Annotated in this window: 18 protein-coding genes; 9 read left to right on the top strand and 9 right to left on the bottom strand. The window is 37.1% G+C overall.

The genetic code is table 11. The annotated features are described in order from the left end of the window. Positions 1–213 precede the first annotated feature (213 nt). Positions 214–2,373 carry a dynamin family protein gene (locus tag H6G68_RS00570; RefSeq protein WP_190904882.1) on the top strand — a complete coding sequence of 720 codons (2,160 nt, stop codon included), beginning with the start codon at positions 214–216 and terminating at the stop codon, positions 2,371–2,373. A gap of 88 nt (positions 2,374–2,461) precedes the next feature. After that, entirely contained in the window at positions 2,462–4,375 is a 1,914-nt protein-coding gene (locus tag H6G68_RS00565; protein WP_242045103.1) for a M48 family metallopeptidase, read from the top strand. 219 nt (positions 4,376–4,594) lie between these two features. On the opposite strand, the gene H6G68_RS00560 is transcribed toward H6G68_RS00565, so the two are convergent. The 7 genes from H6G68_RS00560 to glmM all read right to left on the bottom strand — a co-directional run bounded on the left by H6G68_RS00560 (position 4,595) and on the right by glmM (position 13,861). Then, entirely contained in the window at positions 4,595–5,233 is a 639-nt protein-coding gene (locus H6G68_RS00560; protein WP_190904880.1) for a peroxiredoxin, read from the bottom strand. 101 nt (positions 5,234–5,334) lie between these two features. After that, positions 5,335–6,528 carry a hormogonium polysaccharide biosynthesis glycosyltransferase HpsP gene (gene hpsP / locus H6G68_RS00555; RefSeq protein ID WP_190904879.1) on the bottom strand — a complete coding sequence of 398 codons (1,194 nt, stop codon included), beginning with the start codon at positions 6,526–6,528 and terminating at the stop codon, positions 5,335–5,337. Positions 6,529–6,536: 8 nt separating this feature from the next. Continuing rightward, a complete protein-coding gene (hpsO, locus tag H6G68_RS00550; protein WP_190904878.1) occupies positions 6,537–7,712 on the bottom strand; it encodes a hormogonium polysaccharide biosynthesis glycosyltransferase HpsO in 1,176 nt (391 codons plus the stop codon). Positions 7,713–7,928: 216 nt separating this feature from the next. Continuing rightward, positions 7,929–8,909 carry a hormogonium polysaccharide biosynthesis glycosyltransferase HpsN gene (gene hpsN, locus H6G68_RS00545; RefSeq protein WP_190904877.1) on the bottom strand — a complete coding sequence of 327 codons (981 nt, stop codon included), beginning with the start codon at positions 8,907–8,909 and terminating at the stop codon, positions 7,929–7,931. Positions 8,910–8,952: 43 nt separating this feature from the next. Then, positions 8,953–10,113, bottom strand: a complete 1,161-nt coding sequence (locus tag H6G68_RS00540; protein ID WP_190904876.1) for a glycosyltransferase family 4 protein — start codon at positions 10,111–10,113, stop codon at positions 8,953–8,955. A gap of 358 nt (positions 10,114–10,471) precedes the next feature. Next, complete coding sequence (gene hpsL / locus H6G68_RS00535; RefSeq protein WP_190904875.1) at positions 10,472–12,091, bottom strand: hormogonium polysaccharide biosynthesis protein HpsL; 1,620 nt, start codon at positions 12,089–12,091, stop codon at positions 10,472–10,474. Between the two features lie 297 nt (positions 12,092–12,388). After that, the gene (gene glmM, locus H6G68_RS00530) at positions 12,389–13,861 is read right to left on the bottom strand and encodes a phosphoglucosamine mutase (protein ID WP_190904874.1); all 1,473 of its coding nucleotides are present in this window, start codon (positions 13,859–13,861) and stop codon (positions 12,389–12,391) included. Between the two features lie 391 nt (positions 13,862–14,252). Here glmM and H6G68_RS00525 point away from each other — a divergent pair, with 391 nt between their 5' ends. The 4 genes from H6G68_RS00525 (at position 14,253) to H6G68_RS00510 (ending at position 16,777) form a co-directional block, all read left to right on the top strand. Then, positions 14,253–14,969, top strand: a complete 717-nt coding sequence (locus tag H6G68_RS00525) for a biliverdin-producing heme oxygenase (RefSeq protein ID WP_190904873.1) — start codon at positions 14,253–14,255, stop codon at positions 14,967–14,969. A 455-nt stretch (positions 14,970–15,424) separates the two neighbouring features. Then, positions 15,425–15,733 carry a hypothetical protein gene (locus H6G68_RS00520; protein WP_190904872.1) on the top strand — a complete coding sequence of 103 codons (309 nt, stop codon included), beginning with the start codon at positions 15,425–15,427 and terminating at the stop codon, positions 15,731–15,733. A gap of 355 nt (positions 15,734–16,088) precedes the next feature. After that, positions 16,089–16,490: a fasciclin domain-containing protein gene (locus H6G68_RS00515; RefSeq protein ID WP_190904871.1), complete on the top strand. Its 402-nt coding sequence runs from the start codon at positions 16,089–16,091 to the stop codon at positions 16,488–16,490. Between the two features lie 107 nt (positions 16,491–16,597). Further along, a complete protein-coding gene (locus tag H6G68_RS00510; protein WP_190904870.1) occupies positions 16,598–16,777 on the top strand; it encodes a hypothetical protein in 180 nt (59 codons plus the stop codon). A gap of 31 nt (positions 16,778–16,808) precedes the next feature. On the opposite strand, the gene H6G68_RS00505 is transcribed toward H6G68_RS00510, so the two are convergent. Both H6G68_RS00505 and H6G68_RS00500 read right to left on the bottom strand, forming a co-directional pair. After that, a complete protein-coding gene (locus tag H6G68_RS00505; RefSeq protein ID WP_339327822.1) occupies positions 16,809–17,315 on the bottom strand; it encodes a PIN domain-containing protein in 507 nt (168 codons plus the stop codon). Then, positions 17,308–17,559, bottom strand: coding sequence for a UPF0175 family protein (locus H6G68_RS00500; RefSeq protein WP_190904869.1), 252 nt, complete (start codon positions 17,557–17,559; stop codon positions 17,308–17,310). Before H6G68_RS00500 ends, H6G68_RS00505 begins: the two co-directional genes overlap by 8 nt. Positions 17,560–17,746: 187 nt before the next feature. On the opposite strand from H6G68_RS00500, the gene H6G68_RS00495 reads away from it, so the two are divergent. From H6G68_RS00495 to H6G68_RS26985, 3 genes are all read left to right on the top strand, one after another. After that, positions 17,747–17,983, top strand: a complete 237-nt coding sequence (locus H6G68_RS00495) for a type II toxin-antitoxin system HicA family toxin (RefSeq protein ID WP_190904868.1) — start codon at positions 17,747–17,749, stop codon at positions 17,981–17,983. 1 nt (position 17,984) lies between these two features. Beyond that, a complete protein-coding gene (locus tag H6G68_RS00490) occupies positions 17,985–18,386 on the top strand; it encodes a type II toxin-antitoxin system HicB family antitoxin (protein ID WP_190904867.1) in 402 nt (133 codons plus the stop codon). 192 nt (positions 18,387–18,578) lie between these two features. Continuing rightward, on the top strand, positions 18,579–19,580 hold the full coding sequence (locus tag H6G68_RS26985) for a pentapeptide repeat-containing protein (RefSeq protein WP_242045085.1): 1,002 nt from the start codon (positions 18,579–18,581) through the stop codon (positions 19,578–19,580). Positions 19,581–19,633 lie beyond the last annotated feature (53 nt).

Raw genomic sequence — 19,633 nt, 5'->3', positions numbered from 1 at the left:
TCCCGGCTTGGGGCGAATGGCGTTTGACGCTCTTGTTACCCAACATCAGATTTGCTCATGCTATACCATTTCTGTATGAAGATGCGTCTATAAGATTTCTCTCAAATTACACATTGTAGGGGTAATTCATGAATTACCCCTACGTAAATAAATCGCAACCTTACATAGAATTGGGATAAGTTTATTAGTAGATAATAATTGACAAACAACATCATGGAACAAAAATATCAAGATTATAGTGAATTAACTAATGCTCTAAAATCTACCTGTAAATTATTGAATTTAGATCGCAATTCCCAACTACATCAAGATGTAACTTCAATTTGTGATTATTTAGCTAATCCTAATTTCCAGATTGCGGTATTTGGTCCCTTTAATCATGGTAAATCAACATTGCTAAATGCGATGTTAGGAAATCGTACCTTACCCATTGATTTAATTCCCACAACAGGTGCAGCAATTACCGTTAAATATGGTACAACTATCCGTACTCGAATTATGTTAGTAGATGGTACAGAAATCTATCGCAGTGGTACAGAAGTTTTACAACAATTTGCGGTTTTAGATGGTAATAGACAGATGCGAAAAGATGTTGCTTCTGTTGAAGTTTTTTGTCCCCATCCTTTTTTAGAACGGGGAATAGAATTTATTGATTTACCAGGAACTAATGATAGAGAAGCACAAGACAATTTAGTAAAAGATAGGTTATTAGGTACAGATTTAGTTATTCAATTATTAGATGCACGTAAACTAATGACGTTGGGGGAGAGAGAAAACCTCCGCGATTGGTTATTAGATAGAAATATTAAAACAGTTATTTTTGTAGCGAATTTTCTAAATTTACTCGAACCGGAAGAACAAAAACAAGTCCAAAATCGTTTACTATTTGTAGCTGAAAGTTTTCGCGCTGATTTACCTCCCGGTTTTAGTAATTTATATCGAGTTGATGCTTTACCTGCTTTACGCGCGAGATTAAAAGGTGATGTTGCGCTTGCGAATAGTAGCGGTTTAGCTGCTTTTGAAACTGCTTTACAAAATCTAGTTGGGATTTTACAACAAAATTCTGGTACTGTGCGTTTACCAAGAGTGGAAAATGTATCTTCTCAACTGCAAACTTTATTAGTTGATAAAATTTATAAATGTTATCAAGAAATTAAAACTTTTGATGATAAAGAAAATGCCAGAATAGAAATTAAACAAAAAGCTCAAAATCTAATTTATCAAGGTTTTAAAACCAGCATTTATGAATTAGAAAATTGGTTATCTTTACCTAATCTATTAGCCAAATATCAAGCTGACATTGCAGTTGCACTGGCTGAAAATAATTTGCAATCTTGGCAAACAGGAACTTTTAAAAAAGACTTGACAGAATTACAAAATTCTGTAATTAAATGGCTGTATCAAGCTTATGATTTTTTCAAATCAGAACGTCCAGAAGATTTAAAAATTCCTTTTCCCAATGCACCTCAATTAACCCTACCTGAAAAACAAACTAATCTTAATCCAAATGATTTAAGTGAACCGGGTTCTCTAGCTGTTGGAGGTGGTATTGGTTGGTTATTGGGTGGCCCAGTAGGTGCTGCTGTGGTGGGGAGTATTTCTTATTTATTAAATAAAAACTTGCAAAAACAAGATGAACAATCAACTAAAGATTCTTATAATCAACAAGTTGCTAAAATTTGTATAGCTGCGGCTGAAAATTATTTATCACGTTTTAGTAGTCAGGGTTTATCTATCTTGGCTGAATATGAACAAAAAGCCGCTAAAGTAATTTACTTTGAAGCGACTAAAGAACCAGTAGAAATTACTCAACAAAGGGAAGATTTACAAAAGTTGCAAAATGAATTTAATCAGTTGTTGGCAGAGTTAAAGAAAGCGAATATCTCAACTAAATATCAACCTTATCAAGATAAACCTAAATCTGCAAATCCTCAACCACTAAAACAACAAGTTTATACACCTCCAAAAGAAAATACTCCTCGGAATACTCAAACAAAGGTAGAACCTCCGCGTCAACAGGTTTATACTCCACCACCTCCACCACCAAACCCCGCAGAGGTAGAAGCGAAATTTCGGAATTGGGAACTAGACCAAGAAATAGCGCAAATAAAAGCTAATATGAAATCACCGGGTACAAATCAGAAACCACAAAATCCGCCAATAAAACAAGTCGAGATAGATAAAATTGCTCGCGCTTATAAAATTTTAGGGTTACAACCTACTGCTTCTTTTGCAGAGGTTAAACAAGCTTATAAAATTTTAGTAAAAAAATGGCATCCTGATTTATTTGTGAATCAACCACAAATGCAAAAACAGGCACAGGAGAAGATGCGGTTAATTAATGATGCTTATAATATTTTAGCAGAATTATAATAAATAAATTGATAATTTAGTCTCAATTATTGAGATGCTTTAATGTTGAGTAAATAATATTATTAACAGAGGAGATGTGATTGTGAGCATGACTCAGGAACAATTCGAGAATCTTGTGAAAAATACGGAAGAATTTGCTCGTAAATATCCTCGTAAATATCTGTTTTATCTTAAATTGCTTGCTAACATGGGATATGCCTACATTATTGCTCTGATTATTCTTCCACTGGTATTTGCTGGGGTGCTAATTTGGCTGGGATTCTTTTTTCCATTGTCTATATCCGCAGGAATTATTAACGTAGTATTTATTTGTTTAGGCATACTATTGCCTTCAATTTCTCTAACAGTATTTAAATCTTTAAAAGTCTACTTTCAGAAGCCAAAAGGTTTGAAACTAATACATAAAGATGCTCCTGCACTTTTCTATCTTATTGATAATCTAACATCCAATCTAAAAGCTCCTAAGTTTGATCATATTATATTGACAGGAGAATTCAATGCTGGTGTAGTTCAAATACCAAGTTCCCTGATATTACATCATAATTACTTAATCTTAGGTTTACCTTTAATGTGCGCTCTTTCTCTAGAAGAATTTCAGAGTATACTTGCACACGAATTGGGACATCTATCTCGTAACCATTCTCAATTACAAGGTCAAATATATTTAGTTCGTCAAACCTGGTATCAAGTTTGGGAAAATCTCAAAAAATATAGCGAAAGTTCTACATTTATGATTAATACATTTATAAATTGGTATGCCCCTTTTCTATATGGCTATTCATTTTATCTTTCTCGGATGAACGAATATGAAGCTGATCATTGTGCAGTAGAAATTACAGGATCTGAAAATCTCGCTAAAGCTCTAATTAATATTCATATTATTGATAGACATCTTGAAATGTCATTTTGGCAACCTTTATATAAGCAAAGTTATCATCAAAACTCAACTCCCAATAAAGTTTATACAGAGCTTTATAGCACTTTAGAAAAAGGTTGTTTATTAGAGGAAAAAGCCAAACTATTTGATTTAGAACTTGATCAAAGAACGAACTATGAGGATACTCATCCTTGTCTATCAGAACGTCTTGCTTTTCTAGGCTACAATCCATTGTGTGAAGGACAATTAAAAATTTCTGAATATCGCACAATCAATGCTGCTCAGAAATTATTAGGTAACTATTTGGAAAATTGCATTACCTACCTGAATAGAGAATGGCAGCAGAAAATGTCTTTTCAGTGGAATATATGGTATGAGCAATATCAAGAATTACAAATGAGTTTAAAACATTTAGAAAACCAAAGTCATAATCAAAAGTTAGAAATTAGTAAGCAATGGAACCTTGCTTGTTTAACAAAAAATTTTGTCGGAGATAAAGCAGCTATTCCTCAACTTCAAGGGGTTCTGGAAATTGATCCAAAACATTCAGATGCTAATTATATGCTTGGTAATATTTTCTTAGAACTAGGAGATGTTCAGGGAATTGATTATATTGAAACTGCCTTTAAATATGATTATAGAAAAATTGCATCAGGTTGTGAATTAATCCGCGTTTTTATGAGACAACAGGGGAATTTTGAGTTAGCAGATCAATATCGAGAACGAGGAGATCATAATTATAGGTTATCTTTGCTGGCAGAAGAAGAACGTTTAATTATTGATGCTAAAGACACATTTAAGCCTCATCATCTACCAAATAACATCATCAAAATATTATCTCGTAAATTATCAGATTACCCACAGATGAAGGAGGCATATCTTGTCCAAAAAGCACTTAAATATTTTCCTGAACAGCCACTTTATATCTTGGGTGTTGTCAGAAAGGGCTTTTTGGGTGAAGAATATAGTGATGAACTTGATCAAGAACTTATTAATGAGCTTTATTTGGATTTAAATTTTTCTGAATCACTCAATATTATTCCGCTGATTCCTCTGAATTTTTGGAGCAGTAATTTGAAGCGAGTTTTATCTTGTGTCCCTAATTCAAAAATTATTTTTGACTAGGAAGACGTAGACAAAAATTAAGCTAAAACAGTGCATCAGTTTGTGAATATAGCCGTGGACAGGGTGGTTAGGACATCAATTGATAATGAAACTCCCACTACAAGCGGGTTTTACTCCTGACTCCTGACTCCTGACTCCTGACTCCTGCTATATATATAAAAAATGGTGGGTTACGCTGTCGCTAACCCACCCTACGAAGAATGTTTATGTTACTGGAAATTATTTGTTAGGTTGGGGTGTCATGCGTAAATAAGGTTTGATTTCTTTGTAACCTTTGGGGAATTTCTCTTTGAGAACTTCGGGATCTTTTAATGATGGAACAATTACGCAGTCTTCTCCATCTTTCCAGTCAGCGGGGGTAGCTACGCTGTAATTATCAGTTAATTGCAGAGAGTCAATGACTCGCAATAGTTCATCAAAGTTGCGTCCGGTGCTGGGGGGGTAGGTGAAGCTAAGACGCAGTTTTTTGTTGGGGTCGATAACGAAGACGGAACGCACTGTGATGTTTGCAGCTGCGTTGGGGTGAATCATGTCATAAAGGTCAGAAACCTTTTTGTCTGCGTCTGCGAGAATGGGGTAGTTGAGGGCGGTTCCTTGGGTTTCTTCAATATCTCCCACCCAGCCATTATGGGAGTCTACATCATCGACGCTGAGAGCGATCGCTTTCACGTTGCGTTTATCAAATTCTGGTTTCAGTTTAGCTACTGTACCTAATTCGGTTGTGCAAACAGGTGTAAAGTCAGCAGGGTGGGAGAATAGCACTACCCAGCTATCACCTGCCCATGCGTAAAAATCTATGTCACCGTGTGTTGAGGCTTGAGTAAAGTTGGGTACTGTATCACCAAGACGGAGAGTCATGCGAGATTCCCTGTAGTTAGAAAAACATATATATTCTACTTTGAAATAATGCCATAAAACACCGATTATCCCATCGGGCTGTCGAGGTTTGTAACAAAATTTCAAGTTTGGGGATTTTTTTGACACACCACAATTTCTTGATAAGCTTGAAGTACTTGCTGTGCGATCGCATCCCAGCTAAAATTTTGTAAAGCGTATTTTTGGGCATTTAACCCCCGTCGCTGGCATTCTTGGGGATTTGATAAAGCTGCTTTTAACAACTCCACCAGTGATTCTACATCAGTTGTCCCCACCCAACCAGACTCACTATCTAGCACCTGCTGATATATATGCACTTGGTCAGAAATTACCACCGGTGTTCCTGCTACCATTGCTTCAGCTACCGCAATCCCAAAATTTTCGTAGTAAGAAGGTAAAACAAATAAATCCGCAGCTTTTAATAACTTAGTTTTGACTTTTCCAGTGACAAAGCCTGTAATTGTCGTGTGTAAATTTAATGGTGAATTTTCGATTTCTGATTGAATTTTAGCCTCATAAATTGGGTCTTGGGGATTTGTTCCCGCTAAAACAAAGTGAAATTGCAAACCATCATTTAATAATTTTTCTAATGCGGGAAGTAATAAATCTAAACCCTTTTTAGGGTCAATGCGGGACATAAATAAAACTATAGGTTTATCACTAGGAATACCCAGCTTACTCCACACCTCCTCAGGATTTATTTGCGGTGGGAAAACACCCAAAGGAATTACCAAATCTTGTGTAGCTACCCCAAATCTCTCTGATATTTTGGCTTCTTGTTCGCTAGTGAAATGAACAGCTGCTGCACCCGCTAAATTACGACGTTCTATCAATTCAACATAAAGCTGTTTTAATTGTTTTTTCTTTTGTAAATCAGATGGATCAAGAGTTCCTAGAGGACGTAAAATATAAGGTAATTTTTGTTGACGACACACAGTAGCCGCCGCACTAGTAACAGGAGAAAATAAAGCATGAATATGGGCAATATCAAATTCTTTAGCGTGAGTTTTTAACCATTTTAATAAACCAAGAGAAAACTTATATCTACGAAAGGGCGCACAGTGAAAATAAATTATTTCAAATTCATAACCATCTTGTTTAATTGGTTGATTTAAAGGTACATTCAGAGGTGCTTGACCAAAATCACCATTACTATCAGTAGTGAGAATGGTAACTTCTTCACCAGCTTTTGCTAAAGCTGAGGCTAATCCTATTACCATTTGACTAGGGCCGCCATAAATTAAAGAAATCGAGGGAATAATATGTAATATTTTCATAATAATAACTAATGACTACTAACCAATTCTTGATAAAATTCAAACTGTTGTCGTGCTAAAGCCTTATTTGTATATTTAACCATTGCTTTTTGATAACCCAATTCACCCAAATTTTCAGCTAAATCAGGTTTTTCCATTAATTGCAACAAACAATTAGCTAAAGCTTGAGAATCACCTTCAGGAAAGATTAAACCAGCATCACCGATTACATAAGGAATTTCCCCAGAATCAGAACCAATTACAGGAACTTTGCAAGCCATAGCTTCAATTAAAACATGACCAAATTGTTCTTTCCAACCTACAGCAGTTAGGGTTTTAAACTTGTAAGTAGTTTCTGAAGGCAAAATTAAAGTACTCATTAAATTGATATATTTAGCGACTTCATCATGGGGAACACTTTCTACCATAATCAGTCTATCTTGAATATTATTTTCTGCTGAGATGTTAATTAATTCATCTTTTAACTCTCCTCGTCCTAACAGAAGTAATTTCCAAGGTTGATCTTTTAAAGTTATCAATGCTTGCAATAGACTTAATAAACCCTTTTCTGGTACAAATCTGCCCACAAAACCAACAACAAAATCTCCTTCATTGATACCTAATGTAGCGGCTAATTCTGGCTGAGGTTGAGGAGTAAAAAGAGTTTCATCTACACCTAATTGTGGCATAACTTTAATTGCTCCATTATATCCTCGTTGACGTAAAACTTCTGCACCATCTTGATTACCAGAAATAATGCCGTGACTGTTGTTAAGATTATATTTTTCTAATAGAGCAACTGGTAATTTTAATTCATAAGGTAAATTCCACCAAGTAAAAAATACATTTTTGGCTTTAAGTCCTAATAGCTGATTTAAAATAATCATTTGTGTATAAGCCAAACCCCTAGAACCTTGTTCTACATGAATAATTTGGGGGCGAAATTTTCGCAACAAAGTGATTAAATCAGCCCCAAAAGTCAGAAGTCCTTGATGATTTTGACTAAAATTAGATATAGGTACTATTTTAAATGCACCTTCATCACGATATTCAGATTCAATAATTTTGTTTTGTACTCCACCTGGTTTCCAACGTTTGGGGACTACAACTGTAACTTCAATTCCCGGTTGTAGTCGTGATAGAGCGCGTAACTTTTCGCAATTCAAATCTACAATATAGGTATGACTAGCAACTAAGATTCTCATGATAAATTTTGAATATAATGTACAATGTTGAACGAAACAGAACCCTACTTTCTTCCTTCTTCCTTCTTCCTTCGCGCTCTATCCCTATAGCTCCTACGTCGCTACGCAAGCTATCGGGACGCTACGCGAACGCGCCTTCGCGGTTCATTTAATCCATATTGGTGAGCAAGATGCCCACCCAACAAGAATGATATTCTAATTGCAGAATAAAAAAATCTAAACCTGTTGATCTAACCGACTGTAAATTTGTCCATCATTCCAGAGTGATTGAATCATACTACCCACAGCTTTCAGAAAACCCAAAACATAGAAAACCCCACGAGTTGCAACTTTAATCGGAGAACCACTTTTATAACAAGGTGGATTTCCGAGAACGTGACAATCAAATAAACGTCCATAGAGACGTAAAGCCTGGGTAAAAGTGAGGTTTTTCAGCCCCAGTAAAAAATGGTTGTGATAGAAAGTGATTTGATAATTTAGCGATCGCATACTAATATCGTGACAGCCTCCCGTCTCTTCCCCTAAATGCACCAAATGCGCCTCAGGGTCATACCAAATTTTATACCCAGTCTTTCTTACCCGCAAACAGAAATCTGATTCTTCCCGCACCGCACTACCGCGAAACCGCTCATCAAATTTCAGCCCATACTTAGTAAAAATTTCCCTACGAAAAGACATATTACAACCCCGCGCTGTCAGTACCTGTTGGGGTTTGGTAGTATGGACTAAATCAATGTGATACCAAGCAATTCCAGGGTCCATTGCTTCCGGGGGTAGATATTCAATCTCCAGTTTTCCCCCTGAGTCACCTAATTTCATTCTGTCAAAAACCCGCCCCGCAACAGCCCCTATCTCTGGATTTTGCAAATAATTTTTGACATGGGCGCTTAAAAATCCAGGTTCTAACTCCACATCATCATCAATAAATAAGATGATTTCACCCTGTGATCTTCTCACCGCATAATTTCGCGCTCCTGGTAAACTCGCCCAATCCAAACGCATCAATTTAATTTTACCTGCTGCCGACATTTCCTCCAAAAAAGCTTGAGTTTCTGGTTCGTGAGTTTGGGTTTGGTCTACTACCAAAACTTCAAAATTTGGATAATCTTGCTTTAAAACATCGACAATGCTATCTTGCAAAAGTTTTTCCCTTCTATATGTGGGAATAACAACTGAAATTAAAGGGTAATTATCCATAGGTTTTGATGGTTTAAATTGTATTAATTAAGATTGTCCAACTTCAGTATAACCCTGCTGCGGCTGCATAGAGATGATCAAATAACTCATTTTGCTTTTCCGCATTATTTACGTTTTGCGCTTGTGCTAATGCTCCCTCGCTTAAAGATTCATAATGTTCTTGTTTATCTGCTCTATCTAAAAATTTAATAATTTGTTCTAAAGCTGCTTCTGCTAAATAATCATAAGTACCATTTAAAACTTCCCAATATTCCTCAGTTTTCAATTTTTCTCCATGTACCCAATTTTTCCATTGTCTAGATTCATTGAGTGGTAATTCTAAAAAATATCCATTTTTCCCGGAAATAATTAATTCTGGTAATGCACATATATTAGTTGTAATTGCAGGTGTAGCCACAGAAAATCCCTCAATCAGGCTAAATCCATAGGTATCTTGTAAGGTTGCCATTAATTGAAAATGACTTTGTGAGAGTAAATCCATTACTTGTTGATTGGGAAGACTTTTATGATAAATAACATTATTTAAATCCAGTAGTTTTAAGTCTTCAGCATATTTATCTCGATTAGGAAAGTCCGTTGGTACGCCTTGACCCATTGCCAGTCCAGATACAATATTTACCTGAATGGGTAAACCTAACTTTTCGGCTTTTTTAGCAAATCTTAAGGCAACAATTCCACCTTTTCTAGCAATATGACTACCTACAAAAATAAATTGGAGTTGTTGTTTGTCGTCGTAAGTTTTAGGATGATTAACCCTAACAGGGACGTTAGGATGAATTACAGTTAGTTTTTGCTTAATTTTTTCTGATATATCCCAACCTTCTATCCTCTTGATAATTCTGTGTTTAGCAAAATCTGACATAGCGATAATTTTTTGGCAATTGTCTAGTATTAGACGATTATTTAAGAAGGAATAAACTAGAGATTCTTGCCGATTTCTGGGATTTCTATAGAGAGAACGTTGGTCTTCAAATGTGGCAAACCAAGGTTTATTTGTATATATAATTCTATTAAAAGAGTGAATTACATCATACCCACTCCATACAGGTTGCCAAGGCAAAAAGCTACTTAAAGGTTCCCAAAGTTTCCCGATGGGATATCTGCCTGTGGGAAAATTTTTCGGATAAATTAGAGTATGTCGAGAATTACGGGGTAAGTTGTGAGCGGTGATGTGTTTTTGACCTGTTATGACTACTTTTACCATTTTCCTCTCCTGGTATTAAAATCTTGATGAGAATAATTTATTTCTACTTGCAAATATTGCTAATTTTTTTTATATCAATCTAATGAAATCTGTTTTTTTTGTATTTTATTTTGAGTATTTGGATCATATATAGGACTCCTATTTGATTTTTGTTGGCGCAGCCTGCGCTTTGCGCTTATAAAATTCTGTACATAAGTAGGTGGGCAGAATAAAACCAAACTGTGTAAAGAAAAGTAAATAAGGCTAAAACCCTTGTTCCCCCTGCTCCCTGCTCCCTGCCCCCTGCCTTATCCCAACGACAATTTTTAACGCCAATCTACTTATCTACCTCTCTTATTCCCTATTCCCTGTTGTATTTTTAAGCCAGACGTTTTTTCCTGCCTGTTGGTTTGACTTCTACCTCTTCGGTATTTTGTTGTTTATCGATTGCTGGCAATTTGAATGCTATTCCTGCACATAACCAATAATAGACAGCGACTGGATCGACATCTAGAGGGTAGTAATAAGTGTTATAGCTAATAAACAGTATAAACACCCACATACTTGCACCATAAGTCCGTAATTCTGGGTTTTTGATTGAGCGATGTGCCTTAAAAGCCGCAATTGTTATACTAGTAACCAAGCCTAAAAAAGCCAGAACTCCGATTATTCCCACTTCATAGAGTAATTTGGGGTAGTAGGTTTCCACTAACTTGGTTGAACCCATGACACGAGCGGAGTTGGTGGCTCGACCTAAGCCACTACCTATAGGAGTATCAACATCTTTCCAGTTTTCCTCAAATTGGTTAACAATAAATGCTTGAGGTGGTGCTGCATTCCACCGACTAACGAAACTATCCATTCTGTCTTGCACAACAACAGGGTTAGCTGCCATTGCAACTACTAAAATCAGTGCAAATCCTCCTCCTAGTGGAATAAACCGTTTGAGGTTGCCAATTTGACCAGTCAATATTAGCAAAAGTACGAAGCACACTGGTACTAAAGCTAAGGCAATTCTCTGTCCAGAGACAACGGCGTTAACAAAAACTAATGCTAAAGCCACCAAACTGATCAGCCGCCAAATAATGGATTTGTCACTAAAAGTGGTGGCAAAGGTAAAAAAGGTACTGGAGATTAAGAACCAGGCCCATTGCCAAGGGGCGACAAAGGTTCCTGGCAAGCGAATTACCCCTTGTTCAGGAGTATATAATAATGCCCCACCAAAATAGCAACGAGCTTCTAGTGATGCTTTAAATAAGGCATCTCCTACCACACCCACAGTCCCTTTACATACTCCAATTGTGAGCAGGATATATTGGATAACTCCCAAGATACCGCAGATTAGTATCAGGACAATCTGAAGGCGCGATAACAGTATAAAATCTTGTTTATTGCGAATTAAATAGTAGACACAACTAATTAAGGGTACATAGCCTAAGAACACTTTTAAACCGAGAATTCCCACCCCTATAGGTATGTCGCCATCAGATGGGCTTAACTGCTGTCCACCATTGATGAACACCAGGGTTAGCAAAGAGCAACCGAAGAGAATCAAAAGTGGGGTTTTAATGACTTTAGGAACGATGAAGGGTTGATTTTGTTTTTTGCAAGTTTGCCACAGTGCGATCGCTGCTGGCACATAAAAAGCATCTTTAGCTAATTGGAGTATGGGACTGTTACCCAACATATAAATAATTGTACCTGCAAAAGGTACGTACATCACGAAGGCAAATAGAGCATGGCGGGGATATTTGTAGGAAAGGGATATCACCACTATGCCTAATACGCCTGGAATTGCTACTTTAACGCCACCGACGAAAAACAGCAGTATTCCTAAAAATAAACCGCTTCCTAAAAGTTTACTGATTAAGCTGGTAAATTCTTTACGTGCTTGGGCGGCTTTGCGCTTTTGGGCTAACTCTTCTTTCAGGCTGAGGGTGGAAGTCTCGGCTTTTGACTGCTTTTTTTTTCCCTGAGATTTCCGCTTTGTTTTTGCCATGATCAATAATTACTAATTCGTAATTCGTAATAATGCTTACAGCAGGCTACGCCAACGTAATTCGTAATTAAGAGGGTACAAGCCCCCAATGATTGCAACTACGAATTACGTTGGCGTAGGGGAGGCACTATTATCAATTACGAATTACTTTGACTTATTACTGACTACACTGAGGACAATCAACCAGAGAGCATAATTAAGCAATGATTATATGTTCGCTTAATTACTTATCAAAAAAAACTCGTCCTGCGGTTCCCTAATGATAAGTCTTTAACCAAGCACGATATTACTTAGCGATTATGCTAAATGTTGCTGGACTTGTGAGACTAATTCATTTGTCCAATGGTTAGCAAGTTCAGCATTAGCAGCTTCAACCATGACTCTGATTAATGGTTCTGTACCAGAGGCACGGACTAAGATTCTTCCTGTATCACCCATTGCGGCTTCAGCTTGTGCGATCGCATTTTGTACAGGTTGACAATTTTGCCATTCTAAACGCCGCTCACGATCTAAGACTCGCACATTCCGTAATAGTTGCGGATAGGTTTGAAAGCTTTGATCTACCATTTCACTCAATGAAACACCTGCTTCTTTGACGACAGTAGCTATATGCAAAGCTGTTAACAAGCCATCACCGGTAATGCCATAATGACGGCAGAGAATGTGACCTGATTGTTCACCACCTAGCATTCCCCCAGTCCGTAACATTTCGGCTTGCACATACTGATCACCTACAGCAGTACGAATTAATTTACCACCCAATTGCTGCCAAGCTTTCTCAAAGCCTAAGTTAGCCATGACAGTAGAAATAATTAGGTTATCTGGTAACTGCTGCTTTTGTTGTAAGTGACAACCCCAGAGGTAAAGAATATAATCACCATTAATTTCTCTGCCCGTATTATCAACAGCTAAAACCCGATCAGCATCACCATCAAAGGCAAAACCGATATCGGCGTTATGTTGCTTAACTGTTGCTTGGAGAATATCTAAATGAGTGGAACCACAATTAACATTAATGCGATCGCCATCTGCTTCATTATGCAGACAGATCACCTCTGCACCCATTTGTTGAAATACTGACGGTGCTAACCCAACTGCTGCCCCCCAAGCTAAGTCTAAAACAATCTTCATCCCCTGAAGATTCACCGCCGGGTGTAAAGGTTGTTGCAACGCCTGACTATAATGCCCTATTAACTCTGTCCGTGAATAATGCCGTCCGCATTGATCCACAACCGCCCCAGGTGATATCTTACCCCGCAATCCCGCTTCAATTTCTGCCTGTAAGGCTGGGGACAACTTCGCACCATTGGCACCAAAAAGTTTAATGCCGTTATCTTCTGGTGGGTTGTGGCTGGCAGAAATCATGATTCCACCGATAGCATCACTCATGCTGGCAAGATAGGCCACACAGGGAGTAGGACATAACCCTAAATACCAAACTTCTAACCCTGCTGCTGTTAAACCTGCACTCAAGGCCATGGCTAACATATCGCTGGAGTTTCTAGAGTCTTGTCCTACAATCACTGGGCCAACTTCAGCCCCATGATTGCGTAATACAATACCCGCCCAAAAACCCACTTGCAACGCTAAGGGCGCACTCAGCAATTCTCCCACTTTTCCACGAATCCCATCTGTACCAAATAAGGGATTTGCAGGTAGGGGAATGGGGTTAAGGGCAAAACTACTTTCAATACCTGTTCTCAATTCTTCAGATTTAGCAACAGAACCCTCAGAAATCCAGCCTTGAGTCCGAGTTATAGAAGAAACCATACTTTTAAACACTCCACACAATCACACCGGAGAATAACACGTTAGACTTTGTTCAACAATTCTGACGAAATCGCTTTTCAACAGTACGCCTGTAATTGCTTTTCTTAATGACAATTAAGTTTAACGATCCTATCTTACGTAAATTTACATATAGTTATAGATCATTAACGATGAATATTGTGTAAATCATAGCTGCTTAAATCATAAAGACAAAAAAATATATCTAAACTCATTCAAAGTCTGTATAATTTAACACATATTTTCTGTATCTTAAAGAATTTTAATATAAATTCTCATCAAATAGTTCTAATGTTACGTTTTAATGGCGCTTTTTAGCCATTGGTAGATTCAGAATTCCGCCAGTTGACTTTTTAAGGTTGATAAATTTAGTATGAGCAGCAATTTAGCAAGCAAATTACGTGTAGGTACAAAAAAAGCCCACACAATGGCAGAAAATGTGGGTTTTGTCAAGTGCTTTTTAAAAGGAGTGGTAGAGAAAAATTCTTACCGCAAATTAGTTGCTAACTTTTATTTCATCTACTCGGCTATGGAAGAGGAGATGGAGAAGCACCGCAATCACCCCATTGTCGGCAAAATTTATTTTCCTCAACTCAACCGCAAACATACTTTAGAGCAAGACTTAACTTACTATTACGGTTACAACTGGCGGGAGCAAATCAAATTATCCCCTGCGGGTGAGGCGTATGTAAACCGGATTCGGGAAATCTCGGCTACAGAACCAGAGTTATTAGTTGCTCATTCTTATACCCGTTACCTAGGTGATTTATCGGGTGGACAAATTCTCAAAGGTATTGCCCAAACAGCCATGAAGCTGGGTGAAGGTGAAGGGACTGCCTTTTATGAGTTTGCAGATATTACCGATGAGAAGGCATTTAAAGCCCAGTATCGGCAAAATTTGGATGATATGCCTATAGATGATGCTACAGGCGATCGCATTACAGAAGAAGCAAATGCCGCTTTTGGTATCAACATGAAGATGTTCCAAGAGTTAGAAGGTAATTTGATTAAAGCCATTGGCATCATGGTTTACAATGCCATGACACGGAAACGCACCAAGGGTAGCACTGAATTGGTTACTGCTGAGTAATACAGCAGAATTCAGGAGTCAGGAGCCAGGAGGAGGCAGTGCGGTGGACGGGTTCCCCGGCATAAAGCAACTGCCGTTCAGGAGTCAGGAGTAAAACTGGCTTAGTGTCTGGCTTTTAATTTAGATTCTGTACCTCATTTATCTGCAATCTGCTGTAAGTGCTTAGTAATGAGTGTTGAGAAAAAAGCTCAAAGCTCAAAATATATAGGGGTAACAGCCTTGTGATTGTTTTCTGTGCAGGAAAGCAACCGGAGGGATGTCACCCCTAAATTTTGTCATTCAGCAGACGAAATTCTTGCACACCCCGCCAGAAAATTTGATAATATAGCAATTTGAAATCCTTCTTAAGAGAGAAGACGCGTGAAATACTTATAAATACGTACTTTTAATTTCCGTATTTTCTCAAATCTGAATTTGGATTGCTATAGCTGCTGTTGATGCAACGCACAAGAGAAATGATGAATTCAAAGAATTTCCAGAAATTAGTAGCACTTGCAAATGAACACGGGATTAATTGTCAAGCAGCACCAGAAGAGTGCTTAGTGGCATCCTTACCTGGATACGACGATTTTTTATTAGCTTTTACTTGGTCTGGTGCAATTGAAGGAGAGCCATCAGAGTATGAATTAATAGCAATTAGCGTACAAGATATTACTAAAGAAAGAACAGTCGCAGCTTGGCAGATTCCTACTTATTTATTTAGCAACGTTTTAAGACAAGCACAGATGCTTGTAGCTGCTCATATAGATTTTATTAGGGAATAAACTATAGTTAAAAGCTGTATCTATTCTCAGGAAATCCCAAATTCTTACCTAAGATACTAGTAGGAGTCGTATGTTTAGTATTTTTACTAAGTATTTAGTATTACATACTATCATGAATGTTTACTAAATGTTTACTATTAATTTGGTATCGGCTAGAATTGCAAGTTTTCCTAAAGCAGATACAGACTAGTTTTTGAGTTTTTAAATCAACTATTTGGTGAATACAAAAGTTACATTCTCTCAACTTAATATTGTCATCAACAAGTTGATTTTAGGTACATATCTAAGGATAGATACAATCCACTATAAAAAAGTTTAGATTTGTCAGGAAATGTAAAGAAATTAGTGAAAAAATATGGCTGATATTGTTGATACTGCTGCAAATGCTGGATCTTTTAACACCTTAGTTGCTGCGGTTAAGGCTGCTGGGTTAGCTGATACTCTCAAAGGTCCAGGACCATTTACAGTTTTTGCACCTACTGATGAGGCATTTGCTAAACTTCCAGCAGGTACGGTAGATGCTTTACTGAAAGATATTCCCAAGCTCAAGAAAATCCTGACTTATCATGTTGTTTCAGGTAAGGTTCTAGCAGCAGATGTAGTTAAGCTCAAGTCAGCTACTACTGTACAGGGTTCAGACGTAAAAATTGACGCTTCCAATGGTGTCAAGATAAATGATGCTAAAGTTGCAACACCAGATGTTGCTGCTGATAACGGCGTTATTCATGTCATTGATACAGTCTTGATTCCTGCGTAAGCAAGCCTTTAGATAACACATTTGTGGGGCAGCGATTAACTATAGTCGCTGCCCTATAATAGTATTAAGCTTTTTGAGAATGAGAAATTACAAAGAATTATAATTTTATGACTAAAGTAGAACTTACTATTTCCACCCATACCGTTACAGATACTGTCAAACAAGAAAAAGCTCCTAAATTTGATTGGAAGGAATTAAGGAAAATAAGAGAAGAAGTAAATGATCCTAATCCTTTAACAACAAAAGAAATTTGTGAAATTGTGCGAGAAGTTCGCCAACTTTCTTGAACTCAGAGATACAGATAATTAATATTGTTATTTATTCTCCCACCAATGCCAGTGCTTGATTGATAACTTTCTGAGATAGATACATTCCAGAGAGCCATAATTGTTCTAAAATTGGTCGTGCAGATGGAATTACGCCACGTTGTTTAGCAGTAAGAACTATACCTAAAGTTCCCCTCACAGGAATATCTAACGCTGCTGCACAACGACGACCTGCTAAATCATCAATAATTACCTCAGTGCCTCGATTTAGATAGCCCCAAGTTAAAACCGCAGATTCTCCAGCCCCTAAATCCCAACTTTGAATAATTGCAGGTACAGAGGGTATTTCCGTGACTACCAGCCAGGAGGTGTTAGCTAGTGCGTTGGCGGTGATGTCTGTTTCTCCATAGGCTTGAATTTCACTGGACACTGCTTGAGGAACAATAATTTCGGGGCTGATTATTTGTAACAAGTCGAGGAAACCGCCTTTTGTCAAAAAAATCAAGGGTGAGGTATTAATTGCTGGTTTGATAGCTTCACTCAGTAAGTGTTCAACCACGATTTAACTCTTGTTGTAAATCATCAAAGTCTACAGAAAACACATCTATTTCTTCACGGGTAAGGGCTGCAATAAAATCACGGCGGTTTAATCCAGCTATTTGTGCGGCTTTTTCTTGGGAAATTTCGTTTTTTTGATACCAAAATATAGCTGCTGCTAGGCGCATATCACGCACAAAATCATCTGGGGAAAGACGACGGGCTGAAAATACTTCTGGGGGTAAGTCTAGGTTTACTTTAGTCATACGTTAATTATATGCCGTAATTATTTGTAGTTAATTCAAAGCCATTAATGTTGTAATAGCTACATTTATCGGACAGAAATTAAAATTCAATATTGACATTGATACTATATATGATATCATAAATATAAGCAAAATAAGCACGAAGGTCAGCAAAATATGAAATTTAACATTACAAGGTATTTAATCTATGACTCAGTTAGACAAACTCATTCAATTATTTCTCTCTCACCCTGTTGAAGTAAGATTTGAAGACGTAAGACGTATATTAATAGCATTCGGTTTTGAAGAAGTTCGTTCTAAAGGAAGTCATCACACTTTCCGTCATGAGGATGGAAGGATACAAATTGTACCCAAAAAAGAGGGGCAAAAAGTAAAAGTAATTTATATTAAGCAGATTGTAAAACTGCTCAGATTAGAGGAGTAGTATGTCTAAGAAAAATAAAACTGAACGTGAGTCACTGGAATTTTACTTGAATTTGAAATATCCAGTTACTCTTTACCCTGATCCTGATGGGGGATATGTAGCAGAAATTAAAGACCTTCCTGGATGTATGACTCAGGGAGAAACAACAGATGAAACGTTATTTAATATTGAAGAAGCACGTAGTTTATGGATAGAAACAGCTTACGAATATGGGGATGAAATTCCCTTACCCTCAACTCAAGTTCAATACAGTGGTAAGGTTTTACTACGGATACCTCGCTCATTGCATGAGAGATTAACAGAAAATGCAGAGAAAGAAGGAGTTAGTCTTAATCAATATCTTGTGTTTTTGTTAAGTGAAAGAAATGCTGTTAAGTCTTTAAGCATGGCAAATGTTAAGTAGAAATTTTTTGATCTAAGTTAAAATTTTGGTGAAACTTTCACTTTCAAAAACTTGATGAATACTAATAGCGATCGCATTTTTGTGAAAACAAAGCGATCGCTATTTTGATTAAACTTTGTTTATTGCATTCTGAACTTAATGAAATTAGGTTAAAATCCGAATATTGGCAATTTTGGGTATAAAAACTAGATTATGGCAAATCCAGAGCATTTAACAATACTGAAGCAAGGGGTAGAGGCTTGGAATAAGTGGAGAGATGAAAATTCAGATATAATACCTGATCTGAGTAGGTCTAATCTAAGTGATGCTGACCTGAGTGGAGCTAACCTGACTGGAACTTACCTGAATGGGGCTGACCTGAGTAAAGCTAACCTGATTTGCGCTGGTCTGTTTGAGGCTAACCTAATTGAGATTGACTTGAATGGGGCTGACCTGCGTTGGGCTGACCTGAGTTGGGCTGACCTAAGTAGGGCTAATTTAACCACATCCCAAGTAGTTGGTACAAATTTTCACAATGCAACCTTAACAGGTTCTTGTATAAAAGATTGGCAGATTAATATTAAAACAAACTTGGATAAAGTAATTTGTGAATATGTATATCTTGATCTCATAATTCAAGATTATTATCTTGATTTTAACAACACAGAAAGACGACCTATCAACGGTAACTTTGCACCTGGAGAATTTGCCAGTTTATATAAAAAAATTATAGAAAACACAGATTTAATTATAAGGAAAACTCTTGAAAATGATAATACTGTTAATAAGCCAGAAAAAAATATTGATGTAGATAATACTCCTAATAACCAGGGAGTTCAATTTTATTCAAACTCAACAATTCACATTTGGGAAAGACTACGCTTCCGATCAAAAACAGAAATCAAAATTGCTGAAGCATTAGACAGAACTGGAGTTTTATTTGTACCTAACTCCTTAGCACGACTCAACACATCCAAAGGTAGAGAAAATAAAGAAGCTGATTTTCTCATTTGTTATAACGGTAAATGGGGAGTTTTAGAAGTTGATGGACCCTTTCACACCGCAGAACGCAGAGTTGAAGAACAAGAAAGAGAACGGATTTTCAAGAAAAACGGTATCAAAGTAGTAGAAAGATTTGATTCTGAAAGATGTTATAACCATCCTGATGAAGTAGTCCAGGAATTTTTCAAAATGATAGAAATTGGATATTCTTAATACTTCCTTCCTTCTTCCTTCGTGTACTTCGTGCCTTCGTGGTTTATTTACTC

Source organism: Anabaena catenula FACHB-362, from assembly GCF_014698735.1.
Lineage (GTDB): Bacteria > Cyanobacteriota > Cyanobacteriia > Cyanobacteriales > Nostocaceae > Anabaena > Anabaena variabilis_A.
This window is presented reverse-complemented; position numbering and strand designations above follow the sequence as displayed.

Bases quoted from the DNA above. Each gene is read 5' to 3' on its own strand.
- H6G68_RS00490 (WP_190904867.1), top strand. From the start codon at position 17,985: ATGTCTAAGAAAAATAAAACTGAACGTGAGTCACTGGAATTTTACTTG.
- hpsO (WP_190904878.1), bottom strand. From the start codon at position 7,712: ATGAGAATCTTAGTTGCTAGTCATACCTATATTGTAGATTTGAATTGC.
- H6G68_RS00520 (WP_190904872.1), top strand. From the start codon at position 15,425: ATGATGAATTCAAAGAATTTCCAGAAATTAGTAGCACTTGCAAATGAA.
- H6G68_RS00565 (WP_242045103.1), top strand. From the start codon at position 2,462: ATGACTCAGGAACAATTCGAGAATCTTGTGAAAAATACGGAAGAATTT.
- H6G68_RS00515 (WP_190904871.1), top strand. From the start codon at position 16,089: ATGGCTGATATTGTTGATACTGCTGCAAATGCTGGATCTTTTAACACC.
- H6G68_RS00500 (WP_190904869.1), bottom strand. From the start codon at position 17,559: ATGACTAAAGTAAACCTAGACTTACCCCCAGAAGTATTTTCAGCCCGT.
- hpsP (WP_190904879.1), bottom strand. From the start codon at position 6,528: ATGAAAATATTACATATTATTCCCTCGATTTCTTTAATTTATGGCGGC.
- H6G68_RS00510 (WP_190904870.1), top strand. From the start codon at position 16,598: ATGACTAAAGTAGAACTTACTATTTCCACCCATACCGTTACAGATACT.
- hpsL (WP_190904875.1), bottom strand. From the start codon at position 12,091: ATGGCAAAAACAAAGCGGAAATCTCAGGGAAAAAAAAAGCAGTCAAAA.
- glmM (WP_190904874.1), bottom strand. From the start codon at position 13,861: ATGGTTTCTTCTATAACTCGGACTCAAGGCTGGATTTCTGAGGGTTCT.
- hpsN (WP_190904877.1), bottom strand. From the start codon at position 8,909: ATGGATAATTACCCTTTAATTTCAGTTGTTATTCCCACATATAGAAGG.
- H6G68_RS00560 (WP_190904880.1), bottom strand. From the start codon at position 5,233: ATGACTCTCCGTCTTGGTGATACAGTACCCAACTTTACTCAAGCCTCA.
- H6G68_RS00495 (WP_190904868.1), top strand. From the start codon at position 17,747: ATGACTCAGTTAGACAAACTCATTCAATTATTTCTCTCTCACCCTGTT.
- H6G68_RS26985 (WP_242045085.1), top strand. From the start codon at position 18,579: ATGGCAAATCCAGAGCATTTAACAATACTGAAGCAAGGGGTAGAGGCT.
- H6G68_RS00525 (WP_190904873.1), top strand. From the start codon at position 14,253: ATGAGCAGCAATTTAGCAAGCAAATTACGTGTAGGTACAAAAAAAGCC.
- H6G68_RS00540 (WP_190904876.1), bottom strand. From the start codon at position 10,113: ATGGTAAAAGTAGTCATAACAGGTCAAAAACACATCACCGCTCACAAC.
- H6G68_RS00570 (WP_190904882.1), top strand. From the start codon at position 214: ATGGAACAAAAATATCAAGATTATAGTGAATTAACTAATGCTCTAAAA.